This window comes from Ewingella americana ATCC 33852 (assembly GCF_000735345.1).
Taxonomy (GTDB): domain Bacteria; phylum Pseudomonadota; class Gammaproteobacteria; order Enterobacterales; family Enterobacteriaceae; genus Ewingella; species Ewingella americana.
Genome location: NZ_JMPJ01000058.1, coordinates 17,008 through 41,606, shown reverse-complemented (window position 1 = coordinate 41,606; position 24,599 = coordinate 17,008). Strand labels below are relative to the sequence as shown.

At 54.8% G+C, this 24,599-nt stretch carries 22 protein-coding genes; 16 read left to right on the top strand and 6 right to left on the bottom strand.

Translation table 11 applies throughout. The features are described from left to right. Positions 1 to 67 precede the first annotated feature (67 nt). Positions 68 to 1,345 carry a long-chain fatty acid transporter FadL gene (fadL, locus tag GEAM_RS12280; protein WP_034791870.1) on the bottom strand — a complete coding sequence of 426 codons (1,278 nt, stop codon included), beginning with the start codon at positions 1,343 to 1,345 and terminating at the stop codon, positions 68 to 70. 415 nt (positions 1,346 to 1,760) lie between these two features. On the opposite strand from fadL, the gene GEAM_RS12275 reads away from it, so the two are divergent. The 4 genes from GEAM_RS12275 to sixA all read left to right on the top strand — a co-directional run bounded on the left by GEAM_RS12275 (position 1,761) and on the right by sixA (position 6,680). Continuing rightward, positions 1,761 to 2,093: a YfcZ/YiiS family protein gene (locus GEAM_RS12275; RefSeq protein WP_084674118.1), complete on the top strand. Its 333-nt coding sequence runs from the start codon at positions 1,761 to 1,763 to the stop codon at positions 2,091 to 2,093. Between the two features lie 157 nt (positions 2,094 to 2,250). Continuing rightward, complete coding sequence (fadI, locus tag GEAM_RS12270; protein WP_034791869.1) at positions 2,251 to 3,564, top strand: acetyl-CoA C-acyltransferase FadI; 1,314 nt, start codon at positions 2,251 to 2,253, stop codon at positions 3,562 to 3,564. After that, the gene (fadJ, locus tag GEAM_RS12265; RefSeq protein ID WP_034791868.1) at positions 3,561 to 5,711 is read left to right on the top strand and encodes a fatty acid oxidation complex subunit alpha FadJ; all 2,151 of its coding nucleotides are present in this window, start codon (positions 3,561 to 3,563) and stop codon (positions 5,709 to 5,711) included. Before fadI ends, fadJ begins: the two co-directional genes overlap by 4 nt. A 486-nt stretch (positions 5,712 to 6,197) precedes the next feature. After that, complete coding sequence (sixA, locus tag GEAM_RS12260; RefSeq protein ID WP_034791867.1) at positions 6,198 to 6,680, top strand: phosphohistidine phosphatase SixA; 483 nt, start codon at positions 6,198 to 6,200, stop codon at positions 6,678 to 6,680. Between the two features lie 80 nt (positions 6,681 to 6,760). Here the strand turns inward: sixA and smrB are convergent, their stop codons facing one another. Continuing rightward, positions 6,761 to 7,306 carry an endonuclease SmrB gene (smrB, locus tag GEAM_RS12255; RefSeq protein ID WP_034791862.1) on the bottom strand — a complete coding sequence of 182 codons (546 nt, stop codon included), beginning with the start codon at positions 7,304 to 7,306 and terminating at the stop codon, positions 6,761 to 6,763. Between the two features lie 215 nt (positions 7,307 to 7,521). Here smrB and prmB point away from each other — a divergent pair, with 215 nt between their 5' ends. From prmB to GEAM_RS12225, 6 genes are all read left to right on the top strand, one after another. Continuing rightward, positions 7,522 to 8,454, top strand: a complete 933-nt coding sequence (prmB, locus tag GEAM_RS12250; protein WP_034791861.1) for a 50S ribosomal protein L3 N(5)-glutamine methyltransferase — start codon at positions 7,522 to 7,524, stop codon at positions 8,452 to 8,454. A gap of 71 nt (positions 8,455 to 8,525) precedes the next feature. Then, complete coding sequence (aroC, locus tag GEAM_RS12245; protein ID WP_034791860.1) at positions 8,526 to 9,611, top strand: chorismate synthase; 1,086 nt, start codon at positions 8,526 to 8,528, stop codon at positions 9,609 to 9,611. Between the two features lie 25 nt (positions 9,612 to 9,636). Continuing rightward, positions 9,637 to 10,491 carry a penicillin-insensitive murein endopeptidase gene (gene mepA, locus GEAM_RS12240; protein WP_051899496.1) on the top strand — a complete coding sequence of 285 codons (855 nt, stop codon included), beginning with the start codon at positions 9,637 to 9,639 and terminating at the stop codon, positions 10,489 to 10,491. 46 nt (positions 10,492 to 10,537) lie between these two features. Beyond that, a complete protein-coding gene (locus GEAM_RS12235) occupies positions 10,538 to 11,338 on the top strand; it encodes a sulfite exporter TauE/SafE family protein (protein WP_034791859.1) in 801 nt (266 codons plus the stop codon). Positions 11,339 to 11,445: 107 nt separating this feature from the next. Then, positions 11,446 to 12,003: an elongation factor P hydroxylase gene (locus GEAM_RS12230; RefSeq protein ID WP_034791858.1), complete on the top strand. Its 558-nt coding sequence runs from the start codon at positions 11,446 to 11,448 to the stop codon at positions 12,001 to 12,003. Positions 12,004 to 12,035: 32 nt separating this feature from the next. Then, positions 12,036 to 12,320, top strand: a complete 285-nt coding sequence (locus GEAM_RS12225) for a YfcL family protein (RefSeq protein WP_034791857.1) — start codon at positions 12,036 to 12,038, stop codon at positions 12,318 to 12,320. Between the two features lie 51 nt (positions 12,321 to 12,371). On the opposite strand, the gene mnmC is transcribed toward GEAM_RS12225, so the two are convergent. Beyond that, entirely contained in the window at positions 12,372 to 14,408 is a 2,037-nt protein-coding gene (mnmC, locus tag GEAM_RS12220; RefSeq protein ID WP_034791856.1) for a bifunctional tRNA (5-methylaminomethyl-2-thiouridine)(34)-methyltransferase MnmC2/FAD-dependent 5-carboxymethylaminomethyl-2-thiouridine(34) oxidoreductase MnmC1, read from the bottom strand. Between the two features lie 169 nt (positions 14,409 to 14,577). Here mnmC and fabB point away from each other — a divergent pair, with 169 nt between their 5' ends. From fabB to GEAM_RS12200, 4 genes are all read left to right on the top strand, one after another. Beyond that, on the top strand, positions 14,578 to 15,798 hold the full coding sequence (fabB, locus tag GEAM_RS12215; protein ID WP_034791854.1) for a beta-ketoacyl-ACP synthase I: 1,221 nt from the start codon (positions 14,578 to 14,580) through the stop codon (positions 15,796 to 15,798). A 157-nt stretch (positions 15,799 to 15,955) separates the two neighbouring features. Further along, positions 15,956 to 16,444 (top strand): DUF2946 domain-containing protein, encoded by a 489-nt coding sequence (locus GEAM_RS12210; RefSeq protein ID WP_034791851.1) that lies wholly within the window; start codon positions 15,956 to 15,958, stop codon positions 16,442 to 16,444. A gap of 94 nt (positions 16,445 to 16,538) precedes the next feature. Continuing rightward, positions 16,539 to 18,017, top strand: coding sequence for a PepSY-associated TM helix domain-containing protein (locus tag GEAM_RS12205; RefSeq protein ID WP_034791848.1), 1,479 nt, complete (start codon positions 16,539 to 16,541; stop codon positions 18,015 to 18,017). A 214-nt stretch (positions 18,018 to 18,231) separates the two neighbouring features. Further along, entirely contained in the window at positions 18,232 to 19,353 is a 1,122-nt protein-coding gene (locus GEAM_RS12200; protein WP_034791845.1) for an SLC13 family permease, read from the top strand. Here GEAM_RS12200 and pdxR read toward each other — a convergent pair. Beyond that, positions 19,336 to 20,817 (bottom strand): MocR-like pyridoxine biosynthesis transcription factor PdxR, encoded by a 1,482-nt coding sequence (gene pdxR, locus GEAM_RS12195; protein ID WP_034791843.1) that lies wholly within the window; start codon positions 20,815 to 20,817, stop codon positions 19,336 to 19,338. The two genes, GEAM_RS12200 and pdxR, sit on opposite strands and share 18 nt — an antisense overlap. A gap of 140 nt (positions 20,818 to 20,957) precedes the next feature. Between pdxR and GEAM_RS12190 the strand changes: the two genes are divergently transcribed. Then, positions 20,958 to 21,428 carry a rhodanese-like domain-containing protein gene (locus tag GEAM_RS12190; RefSeq protein ID WP_034791841.1) on the top strand — a complete coding sequence of 157 codons (471 nt, stop codon included), beginning with the start codon at positions 20,958 to 20,960 and terminating at the stop codon, positions 21,426 to 21,428. Between the two features lie 12 nt (positions 21,429 to 21,440). Here the strand turns inward: GEAM_RS12190 and flk are convergent, their stop codons facing one another. Both flk and GEAM_RS12180 read right to left on the bottom strand, forming a co-directional pair. Continuing rightward, positions 21,441 to 22,487, bottom strand: coding sequence for a flagella biosynthesis regulator Flk (gene flk, locus GEAM_RS12185; RefSeq protein ID WP_034791839.1), 1,047 nt, complete (start codon positions 22,485 to 22,487; stop codon positions 21,441 to 21,443). A 208-nt stretch (positions 22,488 to 22,695) separates the two neighbouring features. Then, on the bottom strand, positions 22,696 to 23,604 hold the full coding sequence (locus GEAM_RS12180) for a DMT family transporter (RefSeq protein WP_034791838.1): 909 nt from the start codon (positions 23,602 to 23,604) through the stop codon (positions 22,696 to 22,698). 141 nt (positions 23,605 to 23,745) lie between these two features. Here GEAM_RS12180 and GEAM_RS12175 point away from each other — a divergent pair, with 141 nt between their 5' ends. After that, positions 23,746 to 24,522: an AraC family transcriptional regulator gene (locus GEAM_RS12175; RefSeq protein ID WP_034791836.1), complete on the top strand. Its 777-nt coding sequence runs from the start codon at positions 23,746 to 23,748 to the stop codon at positions 24,520 to 24,522. Positions 24,523 to 24,599: the final 77 nt, after the last annotated feature.

The following is a 24,599-nucleotide window of genomic DNA, read 5'->3' as shown; positions in this document are numbered from 1 at the left end:
CGTCCGTTCGGCGCTTTTTTTGTGTCTGGCAATCAACAAACTAAGCCAGATATTGCAAACTGTCGCATTAGAAACTGTAGTTGAAGTTAGCGCCGTACAGCATCGCGGTACCTTTGGCTTGGAACTCATAGTTCGGCACGCCGTCAGCCACTTTCTCGCTGATGTTAACCGTCTGGCCGTGCATGTAAGACACACCCAGGTCAACCGACGCATCTTTGTTAAACGCATAAGTGGTACCGGCGCTTATCCAGAAACGGTCTTGGTCAGGAATCGAGATGGTGCGGTTATCTGCTGGAACCGGGCTATCATCGAAGGCGATACCGGTACGGAAGGTCCAGTTATCGTCATAGTAATAGGTGGTACCCAGCGCGATGCGGTAAGCATCGTGATAGTTTTCATCTTTCTGGAACAGCGTCTGGCCGTTGCTACCGGTAGCTTTCAGCTCTTGGAATTCGCTCCAGCTGGTGTAAGCCAAGCTGTAGTGAATCGCCCATTTCGGTGCCACTTTGTTATAACCTGAGATTTCCCACATTTCTGGCAAGTTCAGCGTTAAAGAGCCCGGAATTGTGCTGCCGCCGGTGCCGCCTGCCTGAACTGGGACGCTGTTGCGGTAATCACCTTTAAAGTCGATATCCACTTTGGAGCGGTAGGTGAAACCGTAGCGGTTATTTTCATCCACTTCATACAGGATACCGGCATTCCAGCCGAAGCCCCATTCGTCACCCTTCAGGTGAGCAATCTCGGTCTTGGCTGGCAATTGGCCGCGTGATTGGATAGGGCCTAGCTCACCCGCCGTGCGGCTGATTTTCGCTTTTGCCCATACAGCATCGAAGCCTAAACCTAAGCTGAAGTGATCGTTAACACGATACGCCGCGCTCAAGTTGTTGTTGATGGTGATCAGGTCGGTTTTGCCGCCTAAAGGACCTGCCGCGTAGTTGTCGTTGAACTCGGTCGCCAGACCGTAGTTGGAGGTGGAAGATGCGCCCAAGGCCCACTTGTCATTCAACGGCAGAATGAAGTGCAGGTTCGGCACCCACTGGTTTGGCGCGATGTTATCGGCGTCAGTGCTGTTGCCCGTAATTGGCGAGCGACCCGTAATGTTGACGTCAGGCGCGACGTAAATCGCACCGCCGGAGAAAGAAGGGCGATCAAACATGGTCATGGTTGCCGGGTTTCGGCTGCCGGATGCTGCGGTATCAGCAATGGCCCCTTCACCTGAAAACGAACGACCAAGACCGGCTGCGGTGTATTCATTTAACTGAAAACCGGCCGCATACACGTTTGAGGAAACAATTGCCACTGCAGCTGCCAGAGCTGATCTTTTCAACAGGTTTTTCTGGTTCATGACCAAAACCTCAATTTTATGTTTTTATCAAACAATGTTACATCAAGTAACAATGAGCGCGGGATTGTAGGGTTCGTTCTCAGTCTGACAAATCAGACCAGTGAGCGAAGTATAGGTCCGACCTGTACACATGTTGCAATGATGTTTCATGGATATTTCCAATTTGATGCCAGAAATTAGATCCGCTTAACAAAAAACATACAGCTCCGGCGGAACTTAATAACTCGAGAGTTAAAACTTGGTGACATTTATAACCTTTTGAATTTATTTCTGTGATATTAGTCACTTAAAAGACACACAAAAAGTAAGTGCTAGGCGTTGTGGCCGAGCAGGCGTAAAATAGTGGTGGAAAATACAACTTTGAATGACTAACAGGGCCGAGCGCTAAGGCGAAAATTTGGCCCAGGAGAAGATTATGTCCGAAGCAACTTTGTCATCGAAATCCACCCAACCTCTGCACTCCATTAACAAATGCGGCGCGGAAGAAACGGCGGCCTGCTGTTGTGTTGATGTCGGTACTATCATGGACAACACCGACTGCACCGCCTCCTACAGTCACGTATTTGCCACCGAAGCTCAGGCAAATGAGATGCTAAACAGCCTGACCGCCAAAGCGCGCGCGGTTGAATCTGAGCCTTGCGTGATTGATAGCCGAATTGAAAAGGTTGAAGGCGGCGTTGAGCTGAATATCGACTTCACTTTCTCATGCCAAGCCGAAACCATGATCTTCCAACTAGGGTTGCGCTAAACCCAACCTGCAAAATTCTCTCAGTTCTCCAAGCCGCGACCCCTGTGTCGCGGTTTTTTTTGCAGTCGCTCGCAGTTCCCTCCTTTAGCTATTTGCTAAATGTAAACATATGGTTAAAACTGACTTATCAGGTCTGACCTCTTAAATTGGAGTCCGTATGAATAAGGTTATCCCGCTGGTGACGCGTGAAGGCGATCGCATCGCGATTGTCGATGGTTTACGCACGCCATTCGCCAAGCAGGCCACGGCGTACCACGGCATTCCGGCGGTTGATTTGGGTAAGATGGTGGTCAGTGAGCTGCTGGCGAAAAGCGGCATCGACCCAAAAATTATCGATCAGCTGGTGTTTGGGCAGGTAGTGCAAATGCCCGAAGCTCCCAATATCGCGCGCGAAATCGTGCTCGGCACCGGCATGAGTGTCTCGACAGATGCCTACAGCGTCTCCCGCGCCTGCGCCACCAGTTTTCAAGCCGTGGCGAACGTGGCGGAAAGTATCATTAGCGGGTCGGTCAGTATCGGCATCGCCGGGGGCGCGGATTCCTCTTCGGTCTTGCCGATTGGGGTTAGCAAACGGCTGGCGCGCACCCTGGTTGATGTCAACAAAGCCCGCACGCTGTCGCAGCGTCTGGCGCTATTTAGCAAATTGAAATTCCGCGACTTACTGCCGGTGCCGCCCGCCGTGGCCGAATATTCCACCGGCCTGCGCATGGGCGATACCGCCGAACAGATGGCGAAAACCCACGGTATTTCCCGCCAGCAGCAGGACGAATTGGCGCACCGTTCCCACACGTTAGCGACTCAGGCGTGGGAGAACGGCTATCTCGATTCGCAGGTGATGGCCGCCCAAGTGCCGCCGTACCGCGACGTGTTGCAGAAAGACAATAATATCCGCACCCAGTCTGAACTGAGCCAATACACCAAACTTCGCCCAGCCTTTGATCGCCGCCACGGCACGGTCACGGCGGCCACCAGTACGCCATTAACCGATGGCGCGGCGGCGGTACTGATGATGAGCGAATCCCGCGCGCGCGAACTCGGCCTAAAGCCGCTGGGTTATTTGAAAAGTTTCGCCTTCGCCGCCATCGACGTTTGGGAAGATATGCTGTTAGGCCCGGCTTACGCCACGCCAATTGCGCTGGACAGGGCAGGGCTGACGCTCAGCGATTTGGACTTAATTGAGATGCACGAGGCTTTCGCCGCACAAACGCTGGCAAACATCAAAATGTTCGCCAGTGAGACGTTTGCCCGCGAGAAGCTGGGGCGTGAGCAATCCATCGGCGAAATAGACTGGGAGAGATTCAACGTGCTAGGCGGCTCTCTAGCCTATGGCCATCCTTTTGCCGCCACCGGCGCGCGCATGATAACTCAAACATTACACGAGCTTCGCCGTCGCGGCGGGCGTTACGGGCTGACCACTGCCTGCGCGGCGGGTGGTTTAGGTGCCGCAATGATTCTGGAGGCAGCCGAATGACCGACGACCTGTTCTTGCTGGAGAACCAGCCGGATTCTGCATTCAAACTGACCTTTACCAACCAGCACGTTGGCATCATCACCATCGACGTGCCGAATGAAAAGGTGAATACCTTAAAGGCTGAATTTGTTGAACAAATCGGCACGATTTTGCAGAAAGCCCAGCAATACTCGCAGTTGAAAGGCTTGGTGCTGATTTCCGGTAAAACCGACTCCTTTATCGCCGGTGCCGATATCAGCATGATCAGTAGCTGCCAAACGGCGCGCGAAGCCAGTGAGCTAGCCACCAAAGGCCAGACAGTGATGTCGCATATCTCGGCATTTCCGGTGCCGGTGGTGGCCGCTATTCACGGAGCCTGCCTTGGCGGCGGGCTAGAGTTGGCGCTGGCTTGCCATTCGCGAATTTGCTCCCTCGACGATAAAACGCAGCTTGGGCTGCCTGAAGTGCAGCTTGGCCTGTTGCCGGGCTCTGGCGGCACCCAGAGGTTACCAAGGCTGATTGGCGCGCCGAAAGCGCTGGATATGATGCTCACCGGGCGCAGTATTCGCGCCAAACAGGCACAGCGAATGGGGCTGGTGGATGACGCCGTGCCGCAATCCATTTTGCTGCAAACTGCCATTGAGCGCGTGCTGCAAGGGCGCAAAAGCCGCGCTCCGCTGCCTTGGCAGGCGCGCTTGGCGGGCGGCCCCTTGGGCAAAGCAGTGCTGTTCTCGGTGGTTCGCAAAAAGACCCGAGCCAAAACTCACGGCAACTACCCGGCTACCGAAAAGATCATCGACGTGGTCAAGCAGGGGCTGGATAGCGGGCGCACCAGTGGTTATCAGGCTGAAGCCGAAGCCTTTGGCGAGCTAGTGATGACGCCACAGTCGGCGGCGCTGCGCGGTTTATTCTTCGCTTCTACGGCCTTGAAGAAAGAGCGTGGAGCCGACGCCGACCCGCTGCCACTGCGCAGAGTGGGCATTCTCGGCGGCGGGCTGATGGGGGGCGGCATCGCCAATGTCACCGCCACGCGCGCGGGCCTGCCGGTGAGGATCAAAGACATCAATCAGGAAGGCATTCGCCACGCGCTGAAATACAGCTGGGATCTGCTAGAGAAGCGCGTTCGCCGTGGTCGATTGAAAAAGGCCGAGCAGCAGCGCCAGATGATGCTGATTTCCGGCACCATCGATTACAGCGGTTTTGAGCGCGTCGATTTAGTGGTTGAAGCCGTGTTTGAGGATCTACAACTCAAGCAAAAGATGGTTTCTGAGATTGAGCAAAATGCCTCTGAGCATACGGTTTTTGCTTCAAACACCTCTTCTTTGCCGATTCACGACATTGCGGCCACTGCCAGCAGGCCGCAGAACGTGATTGGTCTGCACTATTTCAGCCCGGTGGACAAAATGCCGCTAGTTGAGGTTATCCCCCATGCAGGAACCAGCGAGCAGACTATTTCGACCACCGTGGCGCTGGCGAAGAAACAGGGCAAAACGGCGATTGTGGTGGGTGACAGCGCCGGGTTCTATGTAAACCGCATTCTTGCTCCTTATATTAATGAAGCGGCGCGCTGCTTATTAGAAGGGGAGCCGATTGAACATATTGATAAAGCGCTGGTTGATTTCGGTTTCCCGGTCGGGCCACTGCAATTGCTGGACGAGGTTGGTATCGACGTCGGCACCAAAATCATTCCGATTCTGGTCAATGCCTTGGGTCCGCGCTTTGCCGCGCCGCGTGCGTTGGATGCCGTGCTGCAAGATGACCGTAAAGGGCGCAAAAACGGCAAAGGCTTCTATCTCTACGAGGATAAAGGCCGCCCGGCGAAGAAGAAACAGGCTGACCCGGCGATTTACCGTTTGCTCAACCTGTCGCCAAAACAGCAGCAGGGCGGGGAGCTGATTGCTCGTCGCTGCGTGATGCTGATGCTCAACGAGGCGGTGCGCTGTCTGGACGAAAATGTCATCCGCAGCGCCCGCGATGGCGATATTGGTGCGGTGTTTGGCATCGGCTTCCCGCCGTTCCTCGGAGGGCCGTTCCGCTACATCGACCAACTCGGCGCGGCAGAAGTGCTGAAAACCTTGCAGGGCCTCCAGCAGCATTATGGCGAGCACTTCGCGCCATGCTCGGGCCTGATACGCCGGGCGCAGGAGGGCAGCCGCTTCTATTCATGAGGCTGTTGGCCATGATGCAGTTGACTTGAAAAAGCGGCGGATGATGAAAAGCTTTCATGCCGGGATTATTGCGGCGCGCATGAAAGCTCATCATCCTGTGACAACGATCACGGCTAAGGCAGCGTTTTCGCGGGAATCTGGCAAGGTCTGTTTCTAGATACTGTAATGAGTCAGATAATGCCTCTGTGCGAAAAGAAATATTGTGAGCTGCTTAGGCAGTGATGAGCTTTACAGCAAGCGTTTGAAATACATCCAATATGATTAATAAGTAGGCAAACTAGTTTACAAGTGGAATCAGTTGATGTAAAAAACAGCGTTTTCTTTACGTGAAGTTTCAGGCAAAATGCCCGGCCGCCATAGAGAGACGGCGCGTTAGGTGGCTGTGGTTTGCCCTTCAGGCTTTCAACGAAAGCATCGGGCAAAGGGTGATACAGCACGCAAGGCGTTTCTGTATAGCGCTATTTTTGTTAACAAAAGCGGTGCAATATGCAAGTTGTGATTATGCGTCACGGTGAGGCAGCTCTTGAAGCAGCCAGTGATTCGGCAAGACCTCTTACCGAGTGCGGATGTGACGAATCAGTACATATGGCGGCGTGGCTGAAAGGTCGCGCAATCAATATTCAGCGTGTTTTGGTTAGCCCGTATCTACGTGCGCAGCAGACGCTGGAAAAAGTGAAACAGGCAATCGGCTTGCCCGACGAGGTGGAAGTTCTGAAAGAACTGACTCCGGGTGGGGATCCGGCCATCGTCGCGCAAGAACTTCATGCGCTGGCGCTGGAGGGCGTGAGCAGCGTGCTGGTGGTCTCACACCTGCCGCTGGTGGGCTATCTGGTCGCCGAGTTGTGTCCGGGGGTTTGCCCGCCGATGTTCGCCACCTCAGCGATGGCCAGCGTAGAGTTAGACGCTGAAACCGGCAAAGGCACCTTCGACTGGCAGTTCAGCCCTTGTCAGGTGATGGCGAAAGTCTAAAACCTTGCTCCGCTAGAAATGAAAAAGCACAGCTCAGGCTGTGCTTTTTTGCTTTCTACTTTTGCCAATCGGCGGGCGAGTTACAGCTCTTGCTGCTTATCATCCAGCTCAATCAACACTAACAGCGCGGCAGTTCCGCCCAGCTCTTTGGGTGCTTGATGGAAGGCTAACACGTCAGGGTGCTGCGCCAGCCACAGCGGCGTCTGCTGCTTGAGAATGTGCTTGCCGTGACCGTGCATCACGCAGGCGCAGTGTACGTGCTCGCGGCGACAGGCGGCAATCAGCGCGCCCAGCTCCTGCTTGGCTTCGTGCTGAGTCAGGCCGTGCAAATCGAGGAACAGCTCCGGCGAGTAGTCGCCGCGGCGCAGCTTCTTTAACTCGAAATGGCTGACATCCGGGCGCACGTGGCGCACCGGGCCTTCTTCCTGCAACATCGGCTGGAATTCGTCGGAGAAGTAGTAAGTCGCATCCACCTGTTCTTGTAACAGCTTTTTCGGCGACACCTCGGTCACTTTTTTACGCACCGGACGATGAGTAATAGTGTCATTTTGCAGGCGTTTAATCCCCGGCACGGCTTCACGGAAAAGCAGCTTTTCCTCCGGGCTTAGCGCATGTTTTTTCTTCATGGATTCATCATCATTCTTAGTTCATTTTCACAGTGTACCTGCGCATTAGTCGAGGGTTAACTAAAACTCAGACTTAAATTCCCATCACTTCTCGCAACAACTGCCTATAGCTGCTGATTTGTCCCCGGCTTCGTGGCAAACTATGCGGCAAATTAGGTACTGTAAACCCACGGTTAAAGGGCTGTTAAAAGCCAGCCTGCCGTCAGGAGAGAAAATTGGACAAAATATTCGTAGATGAAGCCGTAGGCGAGCTTCACACCATTCAGGACATGCTGCGTTGGACAGTAAGCCGCCTGAACGCCGCTAATGTTTATTATGGCCATGGTACCGACAACCCGTGGGATGAAGCCGTGCAGCTGGTGCTGCCAAGCGTGTTCCTGCCGCTCGACATCCCAGAAGACATGCACACCGCACGCCTGACCTCAAGCGAGCGTCATCGCATCGTTGAGCGCGTGATCCGCCGCGTTAACGAGCGTGTGCCGGTCGCCTACCTGACTAACAAAGCCTGGTTCTGCGGCATGGAGTTCTACGTTGACGAACGCGTGCTGGTGCCGCGCTCACCGATTGGCGAACTGATCGACAATCGCTTCTCCGGCATCCTGCGCGACAAGCCGCAGCACATTCTCGACATGTGTACCGGTAGCGGCTGTATTGCCATCGCCTGTGCCTATGCTTTCCCGGAAACGGAAGTCGACGCGGTAGATATCTCTGCCGACGCGCTGGCGGTTGCCGAACGCAATATCGAAGCCCACGGCGTCGAGAACTGGGTCACTCCAATTCGCTCCGACCTGTTCCGCGAACTGGTGTCATTGCAGTACGACCTGATCGTCACTAACCCGCCATACGTTGACGAAGAAGATATGTCAGACCTGCCGCAGGAATATCGCCACGAGCCTGAGCTGGGCTTGGCTTCCGGCACCGACGGTCTGAAGCTGACTCGCCGCATTCTGGCCTGTGCGCCAGACTACCTGACCGAGCAGGGCGTGCTGATTTGTGAAGTGGGTAACAGCATGGTACATCTGATGGAACAGTACCCAGAGATTCCATTTACTTGGCTGGAATTCGAAAACGGCGGCGACGGCGTATTTATGCTTACTAAGCAGCAGTTGCTGGATTGCGCAGAGTATTTCACTGCTTACCGCGACTAAAAAATTTTGGGTGACGGGCCTCGCAGCCGGTCACCTCATCAAATAAACAACATAATGGTTAAGGAGCCGTGATGGCAGGGAACAGTATTGGGCAGTTTTTCCGCGTCACCACTTTTGGCGAATCCCACGGCGTGGCCTTGGGTTGCATCATCGACGGCGTGCCACCGGGCATTCCGCTGACCGAAGCCGATTTACAGCACGATCTTGATCGTCGTCGTCCGGGCACGTCGCGCTACACCACCCAGCGCCGCGAACCGGATCAGGTGAAGATCCTCTCCGGCGTGTTCGAAGGTGTCACTACCGGCACCAGCATCGGCCTGATCATTGAGAATACTGACCAGCGTTCTCAGGATTACAGCGCGATTAAAGACGTTTTCCGTCCGGGACACGCTGACTACACCTACGAGCAGAAATATGGCGTGCGCGACTATCGCGGCGGCGGCCGTTCTTCTGCCCGTGAAACCGCCATGCGCGTTGCCGCAGGTGCCGTCGCCAAGAAATATCTGGCGCAAAAATTTGGCGTAAAAGTCCGTGGCTATCTGGCACAGATTGGCGATGTCAGCTGTGAGTTGAAAGATTGGGACTTGGTAGAAACCAACCCCTTCTTCTGCCCGGATGAGTCCAAGCTGGAAGCATTGGACGAACTGATGCGCGAGCTGAAAAAGGCCGGTGACTCTATCGGCGCGAAAATTACCGTGATGGCGGAAAACCTGCCAGCGGGCCTCGGCGAGCCGGTCTTCGACCGTCTTGACGCTGATTTGGCTCACGCGCTGATGAGCATCAACGCGGTGAAAGGCGTGGAAATTGGCGACGGTTTTGCCGTAGTCACCAAGCGCGGCAGCGAAAACCGTGACGAAATCACACCAAACGGCTTTGAAAGCAACCACGCAGGCGGCATTCTCGGCGGTATCAGCAGCGGTCAGCCGGTTATCGCGCATATTGCGTTGAAACCGACCTCTAGCATCACCGTTCCGGGGCGCACCATTAACCGCGAAGGGGAGCAGGTGGAGATGATAACCAAAGGTCGCCACGACCCTTGCGTTGGTATCCGCGCCGTGCCAATCGCCGAAGCGATGATGGCTATCGTGCTGATGGACCACTTGCTGCGTCAACGTGCTCAAAACGGTGATGTGAACTCAAGCGTTCCGCGTTGGTGATTGGCTAATCAAAGGTGGTAAACCGATGAAACCTGCTTTCATGACGGCAAATCTGTTCAAAACGGCCTGCGCTGGCCTGCTGGCGCTGGCGTTTTGCGCGCCCGCTCTGGCGGTAACGCCTTGGCAAAAAATCACCCATCCGGTGGCGGGAACGCCGCAGGCTATCGGCGGTTTCGCCAATGGCTGCCAGATTGGTGCCCAGCCTCTGCCGCTGAATTCGCCAAATTATCAGGTGATGCGCACCGACCAGCGCCGCTATTTCGGCCAGCCTGACCTGCTGGCTTTTATCAAACGTCTGGGACTTCAGGCGACGGATAAAGGTCTTGGCACCATGCTGATTGGCGATATGGCGATGCCCGCCGGTGGTCGTTTTAGCAGTGGACATGCTAGCCACCAGTCGGGTTTGGATGTCGATATCTGGCTGCAACTGCCGCGTCAGCGCTGGAGCGAGCAGATGCTGCTCAAGCCGCAGCCGATTGATTTGGTTAATGCTGACGGCAAAACCGTAAACCAGAGACAGTGGCAACCGCGCATTGAAACGCTGATCAAGCTGGCCGCGCAGGACAACGACGTGACGCGCATCTTCGTCAATCCAGCCATTAAGCAGCAGCTGTGTGCTGATGCTGGAACGGATCGTGCTTGGCTGCACAAGGTTCGCCCATGGTTTGGTCATCGTGCGCATATGCACGTCCGTCTGCGTTGCCCTGCGGGCAGCCTAGAATGTGAAGATCAGGCTCCGCCTCCTCCGGGAGATGGTTGCGGTGCGGAACTGCAAAGTTGGTTCCTGCCACCTAAACCGGGCACGGGTACGCCAGTGAAAAAAGAGCCACCTCCGTTGCCGCCTTCTTGTCAGGCGCTGCTGGATAAACACGTGCTCTAATCGCTATTGAACATTCCCCGCTTTATAGAGCGAGACAAAAAGAAAAATGGATTGGTTGATTGTTGCCCCTTGGGTAGTAGGCGTTCTGTTTTTAGTGGCTGTTTTAGCGGGGTTTATTGATTCAATAGCCGGGGGCGGAGGTTTACTCAGCTTACCGGCACTGCTGGCGGCGGGGGTTTCTCCCGCTCAGGCAATTGCCACCAACAAGCTCTCGGCGGTCGGCGGCTCCTTCTCCGCCAGCCTGTACTTTGTGCGCCGTGGCGTGGTGAACCTAAACGACCAAAAGCTCAATATTGCCTGCACCTTTGTAGGCTCGGTATTGGGCGCGATTTTGATTCAGCACCTGCGGGCAGACATGCTCCGGCAGATCCTGCCGCTGCTGATCATCTGCATTGGTCTCTATTTTCTGCTGACGCCAAGATTGGGTGAAAGCGACCGCCAGCGCCGTTTGTCCGCGCTGCCTTATGCACTGGTCGGCGGTGGCTGCGTCGGCTTTTACGACGGCTTTTTCGGGCCGGGCGCGGGCTCTTTCTACGCGCTGGGCTTTGTGATGCTGTGCGGCTTTAACCTTGCCAAAGCCACGGCACACGCCAAAGTGCTGAACTTCACCTCTAACTTCGGCGGCCTGCTGTTCTTCATCATGGGCCATAAAGTGATTTGGAGTATTGGCTTGGTGATGCTGGCCGGGCAGTTTATCGGCGCGCGCCTCGGGGCTCGCATGGTGCTATCCAAAGGGCAGAAGATGATCCGCCCGATGGTGGTCTGCGTCTCGACGGTGATGAGCTGCAAGCTGATTTACGACAGCCACGGTGCTGAGATTTACCAGTGGCTCAGTTTGCACCTGTAGCAACAGGCTAGTCACTGAGGCAAATCACTGATCAATATCAGTAAAAACAATTTTTAAATAGGGGAGTATCTGCCCCTAATTTCACTTGATAGAGTTTTGCAGCAACTATGTCCGATTCAACAGAAACCCATAATTATCATCAATTAATCCAGATTTTTGATTCCTGCTTCTATGAGGAATTCAACACGCGGCTGATTAAAGGTGATGACGAGCCGATTTACCTGCCTGCCGACGAGCAGGAAGATTTCAACCGCATCGTTTTTGCGCATGGTTATTACGCCAGCGGATTGCATGAAATCTCCCACTGGTGTGTGGCCGGGGCCGAGCGCCGCAAGCTGGTGGATTTTGGTTACTGGTACTGCCCGGACGGCCGTGACGCGCAAACCCAAAGTGAATTTGAAAAGGTCGAAATTAAGCCTCAATCCTATGAGTGGCTATTTTGCGCCGCCGCCGGGTTCCGCTTTAACGTCAGTTGTGACAACCTGAGCGGCGATTGTGAACCGGACCGCGTGGCTTTCCACAATAAAGTCCGCGAAGAAGTGCTGCGAGTGTTGCAACAAGGCATTCCAGCCAGACCGGCACGCTTTATAAAAGCGTTACAATCGTTTTACAATACGGCACCTTTGACGGCGGCAGATTTCCCAGCGCTGCAACCGCTAGAATGAATTTCTGAATATTGAATAATTGAGGATGATTGATGATCGCAGAATTTGAAGCGCGTATTTTGACGCTGATTGACGACATGGTTGAAAGCGCCAGCGATGATGAGCTGTTCGCCAGTGGCTATCTGCGAGGCCATCTGACCGTGGCGGTTGCCGACGCGGAAGAGAACGGCGAACACACTGCCGAAGCATTGAAAGTACGGGTGCAACACAGCCTAGATAATGCCATCAAGGCCGGGGAACTCTCTCCGCGCGATCAGGTTCTGGTGCTCGGCATGTGGGAAAACCTCTATCAGGCGTCTCTGCCAGAAGCCAAATAATCAGTCATACCTTGTAAAAACAAAGGGCCATCAGGCCCTTTGTCAATTCTGTCAGTTCTCTTCGCTCACTACCGGTTTGCCCTTCAGCAGCTTTCTTACCCACATGCGATGCGGGTTAAGCGCCGCCAGCGTTTCGCTATCAAGCGGCATCGGCTCCTCCGAGATTTGCGCCGCCAGCACTTCCGCTACCAGCGGGGCTGAACTTAGCCCACGCGAACCCAGCGCCCCAAGCAGGAATAGATTGCGATGGTATGGCGCATCGGCCACCGGCTGGCCGCGTTTCACGGCGATATCCAGTTTGCTATAAGCCTCAAGCATGGCGTCATAATCGGCCACTGCACCCACCATCGGCAGGTGGTCGCGGGTCGCGCAGCGCACGCCATTTCGGGCTTCGCCGCTGCTCACGTCGACTTCTCGCGCCCAGTCGGCTTGCGGCAAGCAATCAATCAGCCGCTGGCGGTTCTGTTGCTGGTCATCTTCGCGATAAGCCGTCGATTTATCAGCCCGGTGATAGCTCGCGCCAATGCAATGGTGCTGATTCAGTGGGTTAACCGGCGTGAGGTAGCCGTCATAGCACAGCACTTGTTTAAGCTTTTGCAGTTCCGGCGTGGTGGGAATATGTGAAACCTGCCCGCCGACGGCGTACACCGGCAGCTTCTCGGTTTGCTGGAAATCAGTAATGTTCGCGCCATTCGCCAATACCAGACTCTCATGCTGCACGGTTTCGCCATCGGCGAAGGTCATCGCCCAGCCGCTGCCCGCCGTTTGTTGTAGCGCAGTGACCGGCCGGTTGAAGTGCGCCTTCAGGCCCAGAGTCTGCGCCAGCCGAATTAACTCAGTGGTCAGTTGAGCAGGGCAGAGCCAACCGCCCAGCGGATAGTTTATCCCGCCGTGATGACACTCCAACCCGCTGGCTTCTGTCAGCTGCTGCTGGGTGAGGGCGGCGGCGAGCTCGGCGGGCAGTTCTCCTGCGAGGATCTTATCAATCTTGCCTTGGCTTTTTACGTCATAGCCAATCTGGCTAACGCCGCACCACTGGTGGTCGAACGCGACGCCACTTGCCGCTAAAGCCTGATACTGGCGGCGTGCGAAGGTGAATGCGTGCGAGAAGAAGCGCTCCAGCGCGTCGCTTTTACCATTAAGCAGCGGATAAACCGCGCCCTGACGATTCCCCGAAGCACCCTGAGCCGGTTGGTCATCGGCACAATAAAGGGTGACGTTAAAGTCGCGACGCAGCAGCGCCAGCGCCAGCACGGCACTGGCGACGCCGCCGCCGATAATAGCAATGTCTTGTGTGTTTTCTGCCGCCGGGCGCTGATACCACGGGGCCGAATGGGGCAGATTCAGTGGATTATTCATCACGCCGCTAAGCATATGTTTCTTTTGACCGAACCCTTTTACTTTCCCGACGTCAAAGCCTGCATCGAGTAAACCGCGACGGACAAAACCAGCCACGGTAAAGGTTGCCAGCGTGCCTTGCGAGCGTGAAAGCCGCGCCATATTAGCGAACAGCTCTGGAGTCCACATATCGGGGTTTTTAGAAGGGGCAAAACCGTCTAAAAACCAGGCATCAACCTGCTGATTCATACTGCTGTCACAAGCAGGAAGCAGGGTAGTAACATCGCCGAACCACAGGTCGAGAGTGATGCGCCCGTTATCTAGCAACAGGCGGTGGCAGCCGGAAAAAGGCAGCGGCCACTGGGCGATAAGCTGGCTGGCATATTCAGAAAGTTCAGGCCACTGGGCTAACGCTGCTGTTAGATCATTTACGGAGAGTGGGAATTTCTCGAAGCTAATGAAATGCAGGCGTTTTAGCCGCGCTTCGGGCTGCTGCTGGCTAAAGTCATCAAAGGCTTGCCACAGAGTGAGAAAGTTCAGGCCGGTGCCGAACCCAGTTTCTGCAATGACGCAGACTGAGCGCGGATGTTCGGCAAAGCGTTGTGGGAATCCGTTACCGTTTAGAAAGACGTGGCGGGTTTCCAGCAGGCCGTTTTGGTTGGAAAAATAGACGTCATCAAAATGTCGGGAAACAGGTGTACCCTGTTCGTTCCAACTTAATTCGGCGGGCTGGATTGGGGTGTGGCTCACGTGAAACTCCCTCAGTTCAAGGCGATGCCGAAGTTTAACGGCCAGTTTGACCTCGCGCAAATTTACTGCGATTTACACAAGGAATTGCTGATCGGACTTGTTCGGCGTACAACTGTACGCTAGAGTGCGTCACGAAATCCCGAATAGTTAATAGTACAAGAGGTATTAAATGAAACGTGCAGTCATTACTGGCCTGGGTATCATCTCGAGCATCGGTAACAACAAGCAGGAAGTACTTAACTCCCTGCAAGAAGGGCGCTCAGGGATCACCTTCTCGCAAGAGTTGAAAGATGCCGGAATGCGTAGCCATGTCTGGGGTGATGTTAAGTTAGACACCGCAGGGCTTATCGATCGTAAGGTCGTGCGTTTCATGAGTGATGCTTCTATCTACGCTTATCTGTCCATGCAGCAGGCTATCGAAGATTCTGGTCTGACGCCTGAGATGGTTTCTAACGAGCGTACCGGCCTGATCGCAGGTTCCGGCGGCGGTTCACCACGTAACCAAGTTGCGGGTTCAGACGGCATGCGTGCTAAAGGTCTGCGCGGCGTGGGTCCTTATATGGTGACTAAGGCGATGGCTTCTGGCGTTTCTGCTTGCCTCGCGACTCCGTTCAAAATTCGTGGCGTTAACTATTCGATCAGCTCTGCTTGTGCGACCTCTGCTCACTGCATCGGTAACGCGGTAGAAATGATTCAGCTCGGTAAGCAAGACGTGGTCTTTGCCGGTGGCGGCGAAGAGCTGTGCTGGGAAATGGCCTGTGAGTTCGACGCCATGGGCGCACTCTCTACCAGCTACAACGACACTCCAGATAAAGCTTCCCGTACCTACGATAAAGCCCGTGACGGTTTCGTCATCGCTGGCGGCGGCGGTATGGTTGTTGTGGAAGAGCTGGAACACGCTCTGGCACGTGGCGCGCACATCTACGCAGAAATCGTTGGCTACGGCGCGACTTCTGACGGCGCAGACATGGTTGCTCCATCAGGCGAAGGCGCAGTACGTTGTATGAAGATGGCAATGCAGGGTGTTGATACCCCGATTGACTACGTCAACGTCCACGGCACTTCTACTCCAGTAGGCGACGTGAAAGAACTCGGCGCAATCCGCGAAGTGTTCGGCGCTACAACGCCAGCTCTGTCTTCTACCAAAGCGATGACAGGCCACTCTCTGGGTGCCGCTGGCGTGCAGGAAGCTATCTACACCTTACTGATGGCTGAAAATAACTTCATCGCACCAAGCATCAACATCGAAAACCTCGATGAGCAGGCTGAAGGCATGGACATCATCACTAAGCCAACTCAACGCGAGCTGACTACCGTGATGTCTAACAGCTTCGGCTTCGGCGGCACTAACGCCACGCTGGTAATGCGTAAGCTGAAAAACGACAAGTAATCTCGTCGTACTCTTTAAAAAACCCGCCATCGAGCGGGTTTTTTTATGCCCGTCGTCACACTCCCCAGCGCCTCAATAGCTACAAACTACTTAACTAATCAGGTACAATTCCGCCGCTTTCTTTTCACTCTGTAGATACTTTTATAACTAAGATGCAATGCTCTCACTTAGCCAGATAAAGCACAGGCACAGCCTTTTTCCTGCCTGGCTTGGGATTCTGGCCATCCTGATGTTATTTATCGCTCCGGTGGTGTCTAAATCACTGGTGACTGCTGGCATGTCGCATTCAATGATGCCCGGTATGTCGATGGCAGAAATGCCGATGGCAGCGATGGATATGTCAGAGATGACAGAGCCCGACATGCCAATGTCGCATGATGAAATGGCTGATACGGCGGCTCATCAAAATTCCATGCCCATGCACGATATGGGGCTGGGGATGATGATGCCCGGCGACATGAGTGGTGCAGCCTGTGGTTACTGCGTTCTTTTGGCCCACCTGCCGCTGCTACACATGTTGGCGCTGCCGATGCTATGGGTGTCTAGCACCTCCAGCCGAGCACCGCCGCGCCTTGCCGCCGTCCGCCTTGTTCCCACTGCTTTCTACCCTGATTCACAGCCCCGCGCTCCTCCTGCTTTCAAATAGCCTTTTTGTTTCTTCTATAAAACATCGACTGAACAGTGCCGATTTGGCGTAGCTGTTCTGTACCTGCTATTTGAACACTCAGGAAAAATTCTTGATGAGCCAGCCTGCAAGCTCTACCAAAATGACGGCAAAAGCCGCGTCCATTGCGTTGCTCAAACGCATCCATTTCTACATCGGTCTGTTTGTGGGACCTTTTATATTTGTCGCCGCGCTGACCGGCACGCTGTATGTGCTTACCCCGCAGCTTGAAAACCACCTGTACGCCAACGTGCTTTTCACTTCGTCGAAAGGCGACGCGCAGCCCATCTCTCGCCAAATTGAGGCTGCGCTGGCTGTCGCTGGCGATCAGGCCAAAATCGCTGCGATCCGCCCGGCCCCTGCGATGGGTGAAACCACACGAGTGATGCTGTCGGACCCAAGCCTCGGCGCATCCAAAAACAGAGCCATCTTTGTTGACCCAGTGACGCTGGATATCAAAGGTGAAGAGACCGTGTATGGCACCAGCGGTATTCTGCCTTTACGCACTTGGCTAGATGAGATGCATCGCGAGTTGCTGCTGGGCGATATTGGCCGCAATTACAGCGAGCTCGCCGCTTCTTGGCTGTGGGTAGCGGCACTGGGCGGCATTCTGCTATGGGCAACCAGCCGCCAGAAAACTCGGAGTAACCGTAAGCTCACCGGCACGGCGGCCAAGCAGCACACCAGCCGCCGCTGGCACACTGGGCTCGGTATCACGCTACTGGTCGGCATGCTGTTTCTGTCAGTCACCGGCCTAACATGGTCACAGTGGGCTGGCAGCAATATCAGCGTACTTCGCGCACACATGGGCTGGATGACGCCTGCAGTTTCAACCAGTCTGGTAGGCGAAAGCTCGGCTCCTGCCGATGAACATGCCGATCACCACATGACTGATATGAGTGACATGGGCGATATGAGCATGGCAGATATGCCTGACATGCCCGATATGGCTACTCACCACATGCCCACCAAAGCTGAGCAGGTTAATGTTCTGCCCATCACCTTCGATCAGGTCACCGCCGCCGCGCGCCATGCAGGGATCAGCGCCAACAAAATTGAAATTCGCCCGGCTTATACGGCGGATAAAGCTTGGACAGTGACGGAAGTGGACCGAAGCTGGCCGACGCAGGTTGATGCCGTTTCGGTGAACCCGCAGACGATGGCGATTATTGACCATACTGAGTTCGCCCATTTCCCGCTGCTGGCGAAGCTCACCCGCTGGGGTGTTGATGCTCATATGGGGATCCTGTTTGGCTTCTGGAATCAGGCCATTCTGGTGCTGTTCGGCATCGGGTTGTGCGTGATGATTGGCTGGGGCTACCGCATGTGGTGGCTGCGCCGCCCGGCGATGAACAGCGGCCCGCATCCTGTGGTTACCCTGATTCAAACGTGGCGTCATCTTCCAGCCAGCCTGCAATGGCCAATTGGGCTGATAGCATTGGCTCTCTCCATCAGCCTGCCGGTGATGGGGGGCAGCCTGCTTATCTTCTTGCTGATTGATGTGCTGCGTTGGTTGCGACATAGAAGCATTCTCCAGACTGCAACGGTGAATTAAACAGCGCCGACTTTATCTTGCGAAGTTCAAAAAACAAGCTGAAAAACCAGCGGAAATAAGGGATTGCGAGCCTTCTCGCAAATAATTGACGAGGCCCTAATCGGCCTCGTTTTTTATTACGAGCTTTGCTGGAAAACTCATTTTTGCAGTAGCGGGCCGCTACGTCTTCGGGTAACGTCAGCGCAATCGAAACGGTCACTCATTGCGGAAAATTATGCTGGCAACCTTGTCCACCACATTACTGAAACCCTTCTTACGTGACCGTTTTCTGCACGTCTTATTGCTATTAGGTCTGGTGCTGACTCTTTTCCAGCCGGAGAAAATCCATCAGTTTGCACAATTTGTGGATTGGTCAACGATAGTCACCCTGATAGGTCTGCTGATGCTGACCAAAGGCGTTGAGGTGAGCGGCTACTTTGATTTCGTTGGCCGTAAGATGATGAACAGCATCAACAATGAGCGCTATCTGGCGTTATTTTTGGTCTGTGCCGCCGCGCTGCTTTCTACATTTATGACTAATGACGTGGCACTGTTTATTGTCATTCCGCTCACGATCACGCTGAAAAAGCTCTCCACGCTACCCGTCACGCGGCTGATCATCTTTGAGGCGTTGGCGGTGAACGCGGGCTCTTTGCTTACCCCGATTGGGAATCCGCAAAATATCCTGTTGTGGAACAAATCAGGCATGACGTTTATGGGCTTTATCGCCCAAATGAGCCCGCTGGCGCTGGTCAGTTTTGTAGCTTTGTTAATCGTTACTTGGGTCAGTTTCCCCGCGACCAAGCTGAAGCGGTTGGAGAACAATCAGGGCTATCCATACCAGAAAAAGCTGCTGTTTAGCTGTCTGGTGATGTACGTGGTGTTTATTGGTTGCGTGGATTTCGGATTGGCGCTTTATGGCCTGATTGCCGTGCTGCTGTGCTTCTTGCTACTGGCCCGGCAGGTGCTATTGCGCATCGACTGGCCGCTGATTCTGGTGTTTATCGCCATGTTTATCGACGTGCGGCTGATTGTCGGTCTAGACGCAGTACAAGGTGCGGTAAATCAGATTGCTCATTTGAGTCCGGCGGGTGTATATGCCCTTGGCATTGGGTTGTCGCAGGTGATAAGCAACGTGCCAGCCACAATTCTGATGATTAACTATGTGCCACCTAACGCCTTGCTGGCTTACGCCGTTAACGCGGGCGGCTTTGGCCTCGCGATTGGCTCACTGGCGAACCTGATTGCCCTGCGCATGGCGAACGATCGCAAAATCTGGCTCAAGTTTCACTACTTCTCCTTCCCGTTCCTTATCTTGAGCGGCTTTGCGGGCTGGTTGTTATTGGCCTTGGTTTAAAGGCAGTTTGGCTAAGCGATTAACCGCCGCGGTTATCTCCCCTGGCGTTAACGCTGAGAAGCCGAGCAGCCATCCATCATTTATTTGCTCCGGCGCGCCAGCGTCTGGCAGCCACAGCGGCGAAAGGCGTGGCGTAGTTACACCCTGTTGCAGGGCCAGCTGAGTTAGCCTGTTTTCATAACCTGCGGGCAGGCGAGCTGCCAGCTGTAAGCCTCCGGCGGCGGGTAGTGGTATCAACCAGCTTGCGAGCTTTTGCTGGATCTCATCCAGCAAGTGATTGCGGCGGCTATGGTAAAGCTGGCGCGAAAAACGCAGGTGCGCGGCGAAATGGCCAGACTGAATAAAATCAGCCGTCACCGCCTGCATCAACTGCGACGAATGGCCGTCATACACCGTGCGCAGCGTGGTCATTGGCTCGACCAGCGCCTCGGGCAGCACCGCATAGGCCAGCCGTAAAGAAGGGAAGAGTACTTTGGAGAAGGTGCCGAGATAAATCACCTGGTGGTGTTTATCCAGCCCCTGCATGGCGGGTAGCGGGCGGCCGTCGTAATGCAGCTCGCTGTCGTAATCATCTTCGATGATCCACGACTGATGTTTCCGCGCCAGCTCCAGTAACGCCAGTCGGCGGGGCAGGCTGAGACTGACGCCGGAAGGGTAGTGGTGCGAAGGCGTAAGGTAGATAACTTTAGGCTGAACGGTCTGGCCGACGGGGTTCATGCCTTCTTCATCTACCGGGACTGGGCAAATTTCGCCCCCGGCGCTGGTAAAAGCGTTTCTTGCGCCAAGATAACCCGGCTGCTCCAGCCAGACGCTATCGCCCTGATCGAGCAGTAGCGTGGCCAATAGCTGCAAAGCCTGCTGGGAGCTGGTGGTTATCATGATTTGCTGCGGGCTGCACTGCACGCCGCGAGATTGCTGAAGGTAAGAGCAAATGGCGTCGCGTAGCGGAGCAAAACCTTGTGGATCGCCATAACCCAGCAGTTTTGTGCCGCCGATACGCAAATGCTTGTTGGTCAGCTGTTGCCAGATTTTTAGTGGGAAGGCGCGCAAGTCAGGGCTGCCCGCGGCGAAGGGCAGAGGTGACTGTGGATCCTGACAGCCGCCAGTCGCGACGATTTGCGTGCCACGGGCAGAAAGCGTGGTCAGCCTCGGCGACGCCTTTTGGCTCTTTTTATACGTGGGCTCTGATGGCACGGCAATACTGACAAAGGTGCCTTTGCCGATTTCACGGCGTAAGTAGCCTTCGGCTTCCAATTGCGCGTAGGCCGCCTCAGCCGTGATGCGTGAAACCTTCAAGTCGGCGGCGAGCTGGCGTGATGAAGGCAGGCGCTGCGCATTGCTCAGGGCACCGCTGTTAATTGCTCTGCGCAGCGTGGCGCAAAGCCTTTCGCGTAACCCAAGGCTTGGGTCGACGCTGTTCTCGAACAGAGTCAGTAAGGTGGCGGAACCGGAATAAGTGCGCATCAGTGGCCTTATTGGTTGAGGCTAATTGGCATTATGTATAAGACCAAAATAACGGATGATAGGGCCGTTGTCATGCGGCACTTGTTGTATGGCATTAGTTGTGCGGCGTTCCCATTTCACGATTAGAAGAGAGAGGCAAAATGAGTCAAACACAGCAAAGCAAGGCGTCAGCCGTATTACAGTTTGCGCCACCGGCTCCGGCGGTGAGCGAAGCCTATCTCTTCAATAAATTGAGTTTTTATACCGATGCCGCCGACGTGGCTGAAGATTTGAAAAACCGTATTTCAGGCATTGTGGTGCTGGACACCCGCGCCGAGGCGCATTACCAGCGCGGGCATATTCCGGGCGCAATTAGCTTTCCGCATCGTTTGATGACCGAAGAGTCAACGCGGCAGCTTAATAAAGAGCTGGTGTATGTGACTTATTGCGATGGCATTGGCTGCAACGGCTCGACCAATGGAGCCTATAAGCTGGCGAAGTTAGGGTTTCGCGTCAAAGAGTTGATAGGGGGATTGGATTTTTGGATTCGCGATCGCCATCCGCTGGCGACCGGCGCTGAAAGCGGCGAATACCCCGCCGACTTTAATGTAGAAGAGTGTGGTTGCAGCTAACTCTTGGGCTGCTTAAAACAGCAGCCACAGCAGAATGACCACCACCACAAAAGCGATGAAAGCCAGCGGCTTGCCGCCCATGGATTGCATCGACTGCGGTAGCATGGCGACGAACGGATTGATGATTGGCTGAGGCTCGGTGCGGGTCACCACCGTAAAGTCATCATCCACTTTTTCAGGGCGCGGTGAGCGATCAACGCGCTGGCTGAACAGCACGCCGACCAGATCGTTAAGCTGCGCGACATTCAGCGGCGTATTGGGCGTGGCGTTGAAACGGCTTTCGACATATTCGGTCAACTGCTGGACTTCAGGCAGCGTCGCCGGTTGTTTCAACACGCTGAGCAAGGTGGTCAGCGTCGGTGGCGCTGCGGGTTGGCTCAGTGCCGCCTTGACCTGCATAAACTGGCTTAACAGCTGGAAATGGCGCGCTGGAATTGGCTCGCCCACTTTCACGCCGACTAAGTTAAACAGTTCCTGCCACAGCTTGGCGGGCGCTTCGCCGGTGGCGGCGCTGAGTCGAGTCACCAACTGCTGCAAACTGTTATGTTCGGCGGGCAGCAGGGCGCGGTCGGTGATGGGTGTTTGCTGCGGCTTTGGAATGGTCATTTCGCCTGTCTGCACCAGCAAAAAGACCTGTTGCAGCTGCTCGTGAGTTAGCTGGCTGAGCACGGTATGGCCAAAATTTTGGCGAATAAAATCGCTGACCGCCTGACGGTTATTGCCCTGCGGCAATAATTCGGTGAGCTGCTGGAGCAACTGGCGCGTGGAGTGACTGTCCTGCGCCTGAGTCAGTTTGCCTTGCAGAATGCTTTCCGCGCGCGGGTAGATAGCGGCAGTCAGTTCAGCATCATGAGGCAGAGAGAGCTCGTGGCGTAGACCAGCCCAAATTTCGGCCGACTTCATTGGGGTCAGCGCCATTAATTTGACGATGAGTTTTTCGAGGGTGGTGCGCTGCGCAGGGGTAAGCTGCTGGTTGTCGCCAGAGCCCGCAGGAACTGAGTTATTCGGTTGCATCCTGTTGTCGCCAATTGGCGCGCCCGGGCCACTTAAAGGTTGCATATCACCAGTCCTTCGCTGCGAGTTAAAACGGCGCAAAGCGCGCAAGCGCAACATCATACCTGCAAACGAAATCAATCAACACCGTGAATGGGTATGGAAATAATATTCTTACTCTAATTTTTTGCAGAAAATGACGAGTGGGGCGCGAAAGCGATAAAAGGCGGGATAAATAATGCCGCCTGCGGAGCTACAGGCGGCGATAACATCATTAAACGGCGGGTTTATTTTCCGCCACTTCAGGCTTATTGCCAAAAAGCGGACGGCGCAGGCGCTGGGCCAGAATCACCCCGAGCAGTGTGATACCGCCCCCAATCAGGTGGTAGCTGTGTAACTGCTCGTGGAGGAAAATCACGGCAATCACGGCGGTGAAGATCGGTGCCAGATTCATGAAAATGGAGGTTTTGTTGGCCCCAAGCCGAATAACCCCCTGAATCCACAGGAAAGGCGCAAGGATTGATGCCGCAATTCCGGCAAACGCCACCAAGGGAATATTGTGTGCATTCAGCTGCACGTTGTCCGTCATCAGGAAGTTCGGTAACAGCAGCAGCACGCCAAACAGGATCTGCATGTAAAGCGACTGCCAGTTAGGCAGCGGGATCGCCCAGCGTTTGGTCAACACGCCGTACAGGGCGTAGGAGATTGAGGCGACAAACATCATGATTTCGCCGCTACCAATGCCGTGCTCCAGCAGCTGTGCCGGGTTGCCTGCGCTGACCAGCCAAATCAGCCCAATCAGCGACAGCACGCCGCCGAGCGCCAGACCCACGGTTGGCACCACGCTCAACACAAACAGGCTGATAAGCACGGTCAGCAAAGGAATGAATGAGGTGATGATGCCAATATACAGCGCGCTCACGGTATGGGCCGCGTAATAGGCCAGACTTTGGAACAGCACCATGCCCAGCAGGCCGAGGATCAGCAGTTTCCACCAATGCTGCTTAATCTCTTTGAAGTTGCGAATTACGCTCGGCAAGACAAAGGGCGTGAGAGTGATCAGCGCCAGAAACCAGCGGTAGAAAGAGATCGCCGCTGGATCGATGGCGGTGGCAGAGGCTTTGCTGACTACGGCGTTAATAGACCAGATCAACACAGCCAGTAATGGGAAGAGAGCATTCATTAAAAATACGTCCGTAGTTAAATCGTTGCGCTAGTGTACGTTTGTCTTGTTTGTTATATATAACGATAATCAGACAATGCTCTACGTAATTCGGACAACTTGATGCCGAATCTGTGATGACCACAATTGACAAAGGGTTTTATGCCGCAACCTCGATTTTATCCTCCGGTTCCTGAACAGTTCCCCAATACGCTGCTGTTTCGCGGAGAAACCATCCTGCCTAACTCGGAATATGTCTGCCATTCGCACCCGTGGAGCCAGCTTATTACCATCAAGTCGGGCGTGATGGCGATGAAGGTTGAGGGCGCGCGCTACCTCGCACCGCGCGAGTTTGCTATCTGGATACCGGCTGGCGTGAAGCACTCCAGCTACAACCGCCGGGCGACCCGCTTTTGCGCCATAGATATTGCGCCTGAGTGGGATGACGGCCTGCCACAAAAACCGTGCTTGCTGACTCTAACGCCGATTTTCAACGCCATCGCCAACGACTTCGCGCTGCGCAAGCTCGCGGAGCCGCAATCCGACCGCGACATGCGTATGGCATTGGTGCTGCTGGACCAAATCTGTCAGGCCCCGCGGCAAAACACCTATTTACCCACGTCCGACAACAAGCTGCTGTCTCAGGTGTTGAACGCGCTGGAGAAGAACCCGGCGGATAACACCTCGCTGGCGGAGTGGGCCGCGCGGGTGTATACCACCGAACGCACGCTGTCACGCCGCTGCCAGCAGGATTTGGGCATGGGCTTCGCCGAATGGCGTCAGCGCTTACGCTTCTTGCACTCGATTTCTCTGCTCGAGCAGGGCAAGACGGTGCAAGACGTGGCGCTGGAAGTTGGCTACAGTTCATCATCAGCGTTTATTGCCATGTTCCAGCAAATATCTGGGACCACGCCGCAACGTTTTCGTAATGAACGGTAAGCCATGACTCACTGGCATTGGGATCTGCCGCAGTTCGTGGCAAAATCTTTCTCCTCTTTATAGTCTGTTCTTTCTAT

Excerpts from the sequence above, each read along its gene's own strand:
- GEAM_RS12210 (WP_034791851.1), top strand. The coding sequence starts at position 15,956 with ATGCTCTCACTTAGCCAGATAAAGCACAGGCACAGCCTTTTTCCTGCC.
- GEAM_RS12190 (WP_034791841.1), top strand. The coding sequence starts at position 20,958 with ATGAGTCAAACACAGCAAAGCAAGGCGTCAGCCGTATTACAGTTTGCG.
- fabB (WP_034791854.1), top strand. The coding sequence starts at position 14,578 with ATGAAACGTGCAGTCATTACTGGCCTGGGTATCATCTCGAGCATCGGT.
- fadL (WP_034791870.1), bottom strand. The coding sequence starts at position 1,345 with ATGAACCAGAAAAACCTGTTGAAAAGATCAGCTCTGGCAGCTGCAGTG.
- mepA (WP_051899496.1), top strand. The coding sequence starts at position 9,637 with ATGAAACCTGCTTTCATGACGGCAAATCTGTTCAAAACGGCCTGCGCT.
- flk (WP_034791839.1), bottom strand. The coding sequence starts at position 22,487 with ATGCAACCTTTAAGTGGCCCGGGCGCGCCAATTGGCGACAACAGGATG.
- GEAM_RS12275 (WP_084674118.1), top strand. The coding sequence starts at position 1,761 with ATGTCCGAAGCAACTTTGTCATCGAAATCCACCCAACCTCTGCACTCC.
- smrB (WP_034791862.1), bottom strand. The coding sequence starts at position 7,306 with ATGAAGAAAAAACATGCGCTAAGCCCGGAGGAAAAGCTGCTTTTCCGT.
- pdxR (WP_034791843.1), bottom strand. The coding sequence starts at position 20,817 with ATGCGCACTTATTCCGGTTCCGCCACCTTACTGACTCTGTTCGAGAAC.
- GEAM_RS12230 (WP_034791858.1), top strand. The coding sequence starts at position 11,446 with ATGTCCGATTCAACAGAAACCCATAATTATCATCAATTAATCCAGATT.
- fadJ (WP_034791868.1), top strand. The coding sequence starts at position 3,561 with ATGACCGACGACCTGTTCTTGCTGGAGAACCAGCCGGATTCTGCATTC.
- sixA (WP_034791867.1), top strand. The coding sequence starts at position 6,198 with ATGCAAGTTGTGATTATGCGTCACGGTGAGGCAGCTCTTGAAGCAGCC.
- GEAM_RS12180 (WP_034791838.1), bottom strand. The coding sequence starts at position 23,604 with ATGAATGCTCTCTTCCCATTACTGGCTGTGTTGATCTGGTCTATTAAC.
- GEAM_RS12225 (WP_034791857.1), top strand. The coding sequence starts at position 12,036 with ATGATCGCAGAATTTGAAGCGCGTATTTTGACGCTGATTGACGACATG.
- GEAM_RS12175 (WP_034791836.1), top strand. The coding sequence starts at position 23,746 with ATGCCGCAACCTCGATTTTATCCTCCGGTTCCTGAACAGTTCCCCAAT.
- aroC (WP_034791860.1), top strand. The coding sequence starts at position 8,526 with ATGGCAGGGAACAGTATTGGGCAGTTTTTCCGCGTCACCACTTTTGGC.
- GEAM_RS12205 (WP_034791848.1), top strand. The coding sequence starts at position 16,539 with ATGAGCCAGCCTGCAAGCTCTACCAAAATGACGGCAAAAGCCGCGTCC.
- fadI (WP_034791869.1), top strand. The coding sequence starts at position 2,251 with ATGAATAAGGTTATCCCGCTGGTGACGCGTGAAGGCGATCGCATCGCG.
- GEAM_RS12200 (WP_034791845.1), top strand. The coding sequence starts at position 18,232 with ATGCTGGCAACCTTGTCCACCACATTACTGAAACCCTTCTTACGTGAC.
- GEAM_RS12235 (WP_034791859.1), top strand. The coding sequence starts at position 10,538 with ATGGATTGGTTGATTGTTGCCCCTTGGGTAGTAGGCGTTCTGTTTTTA.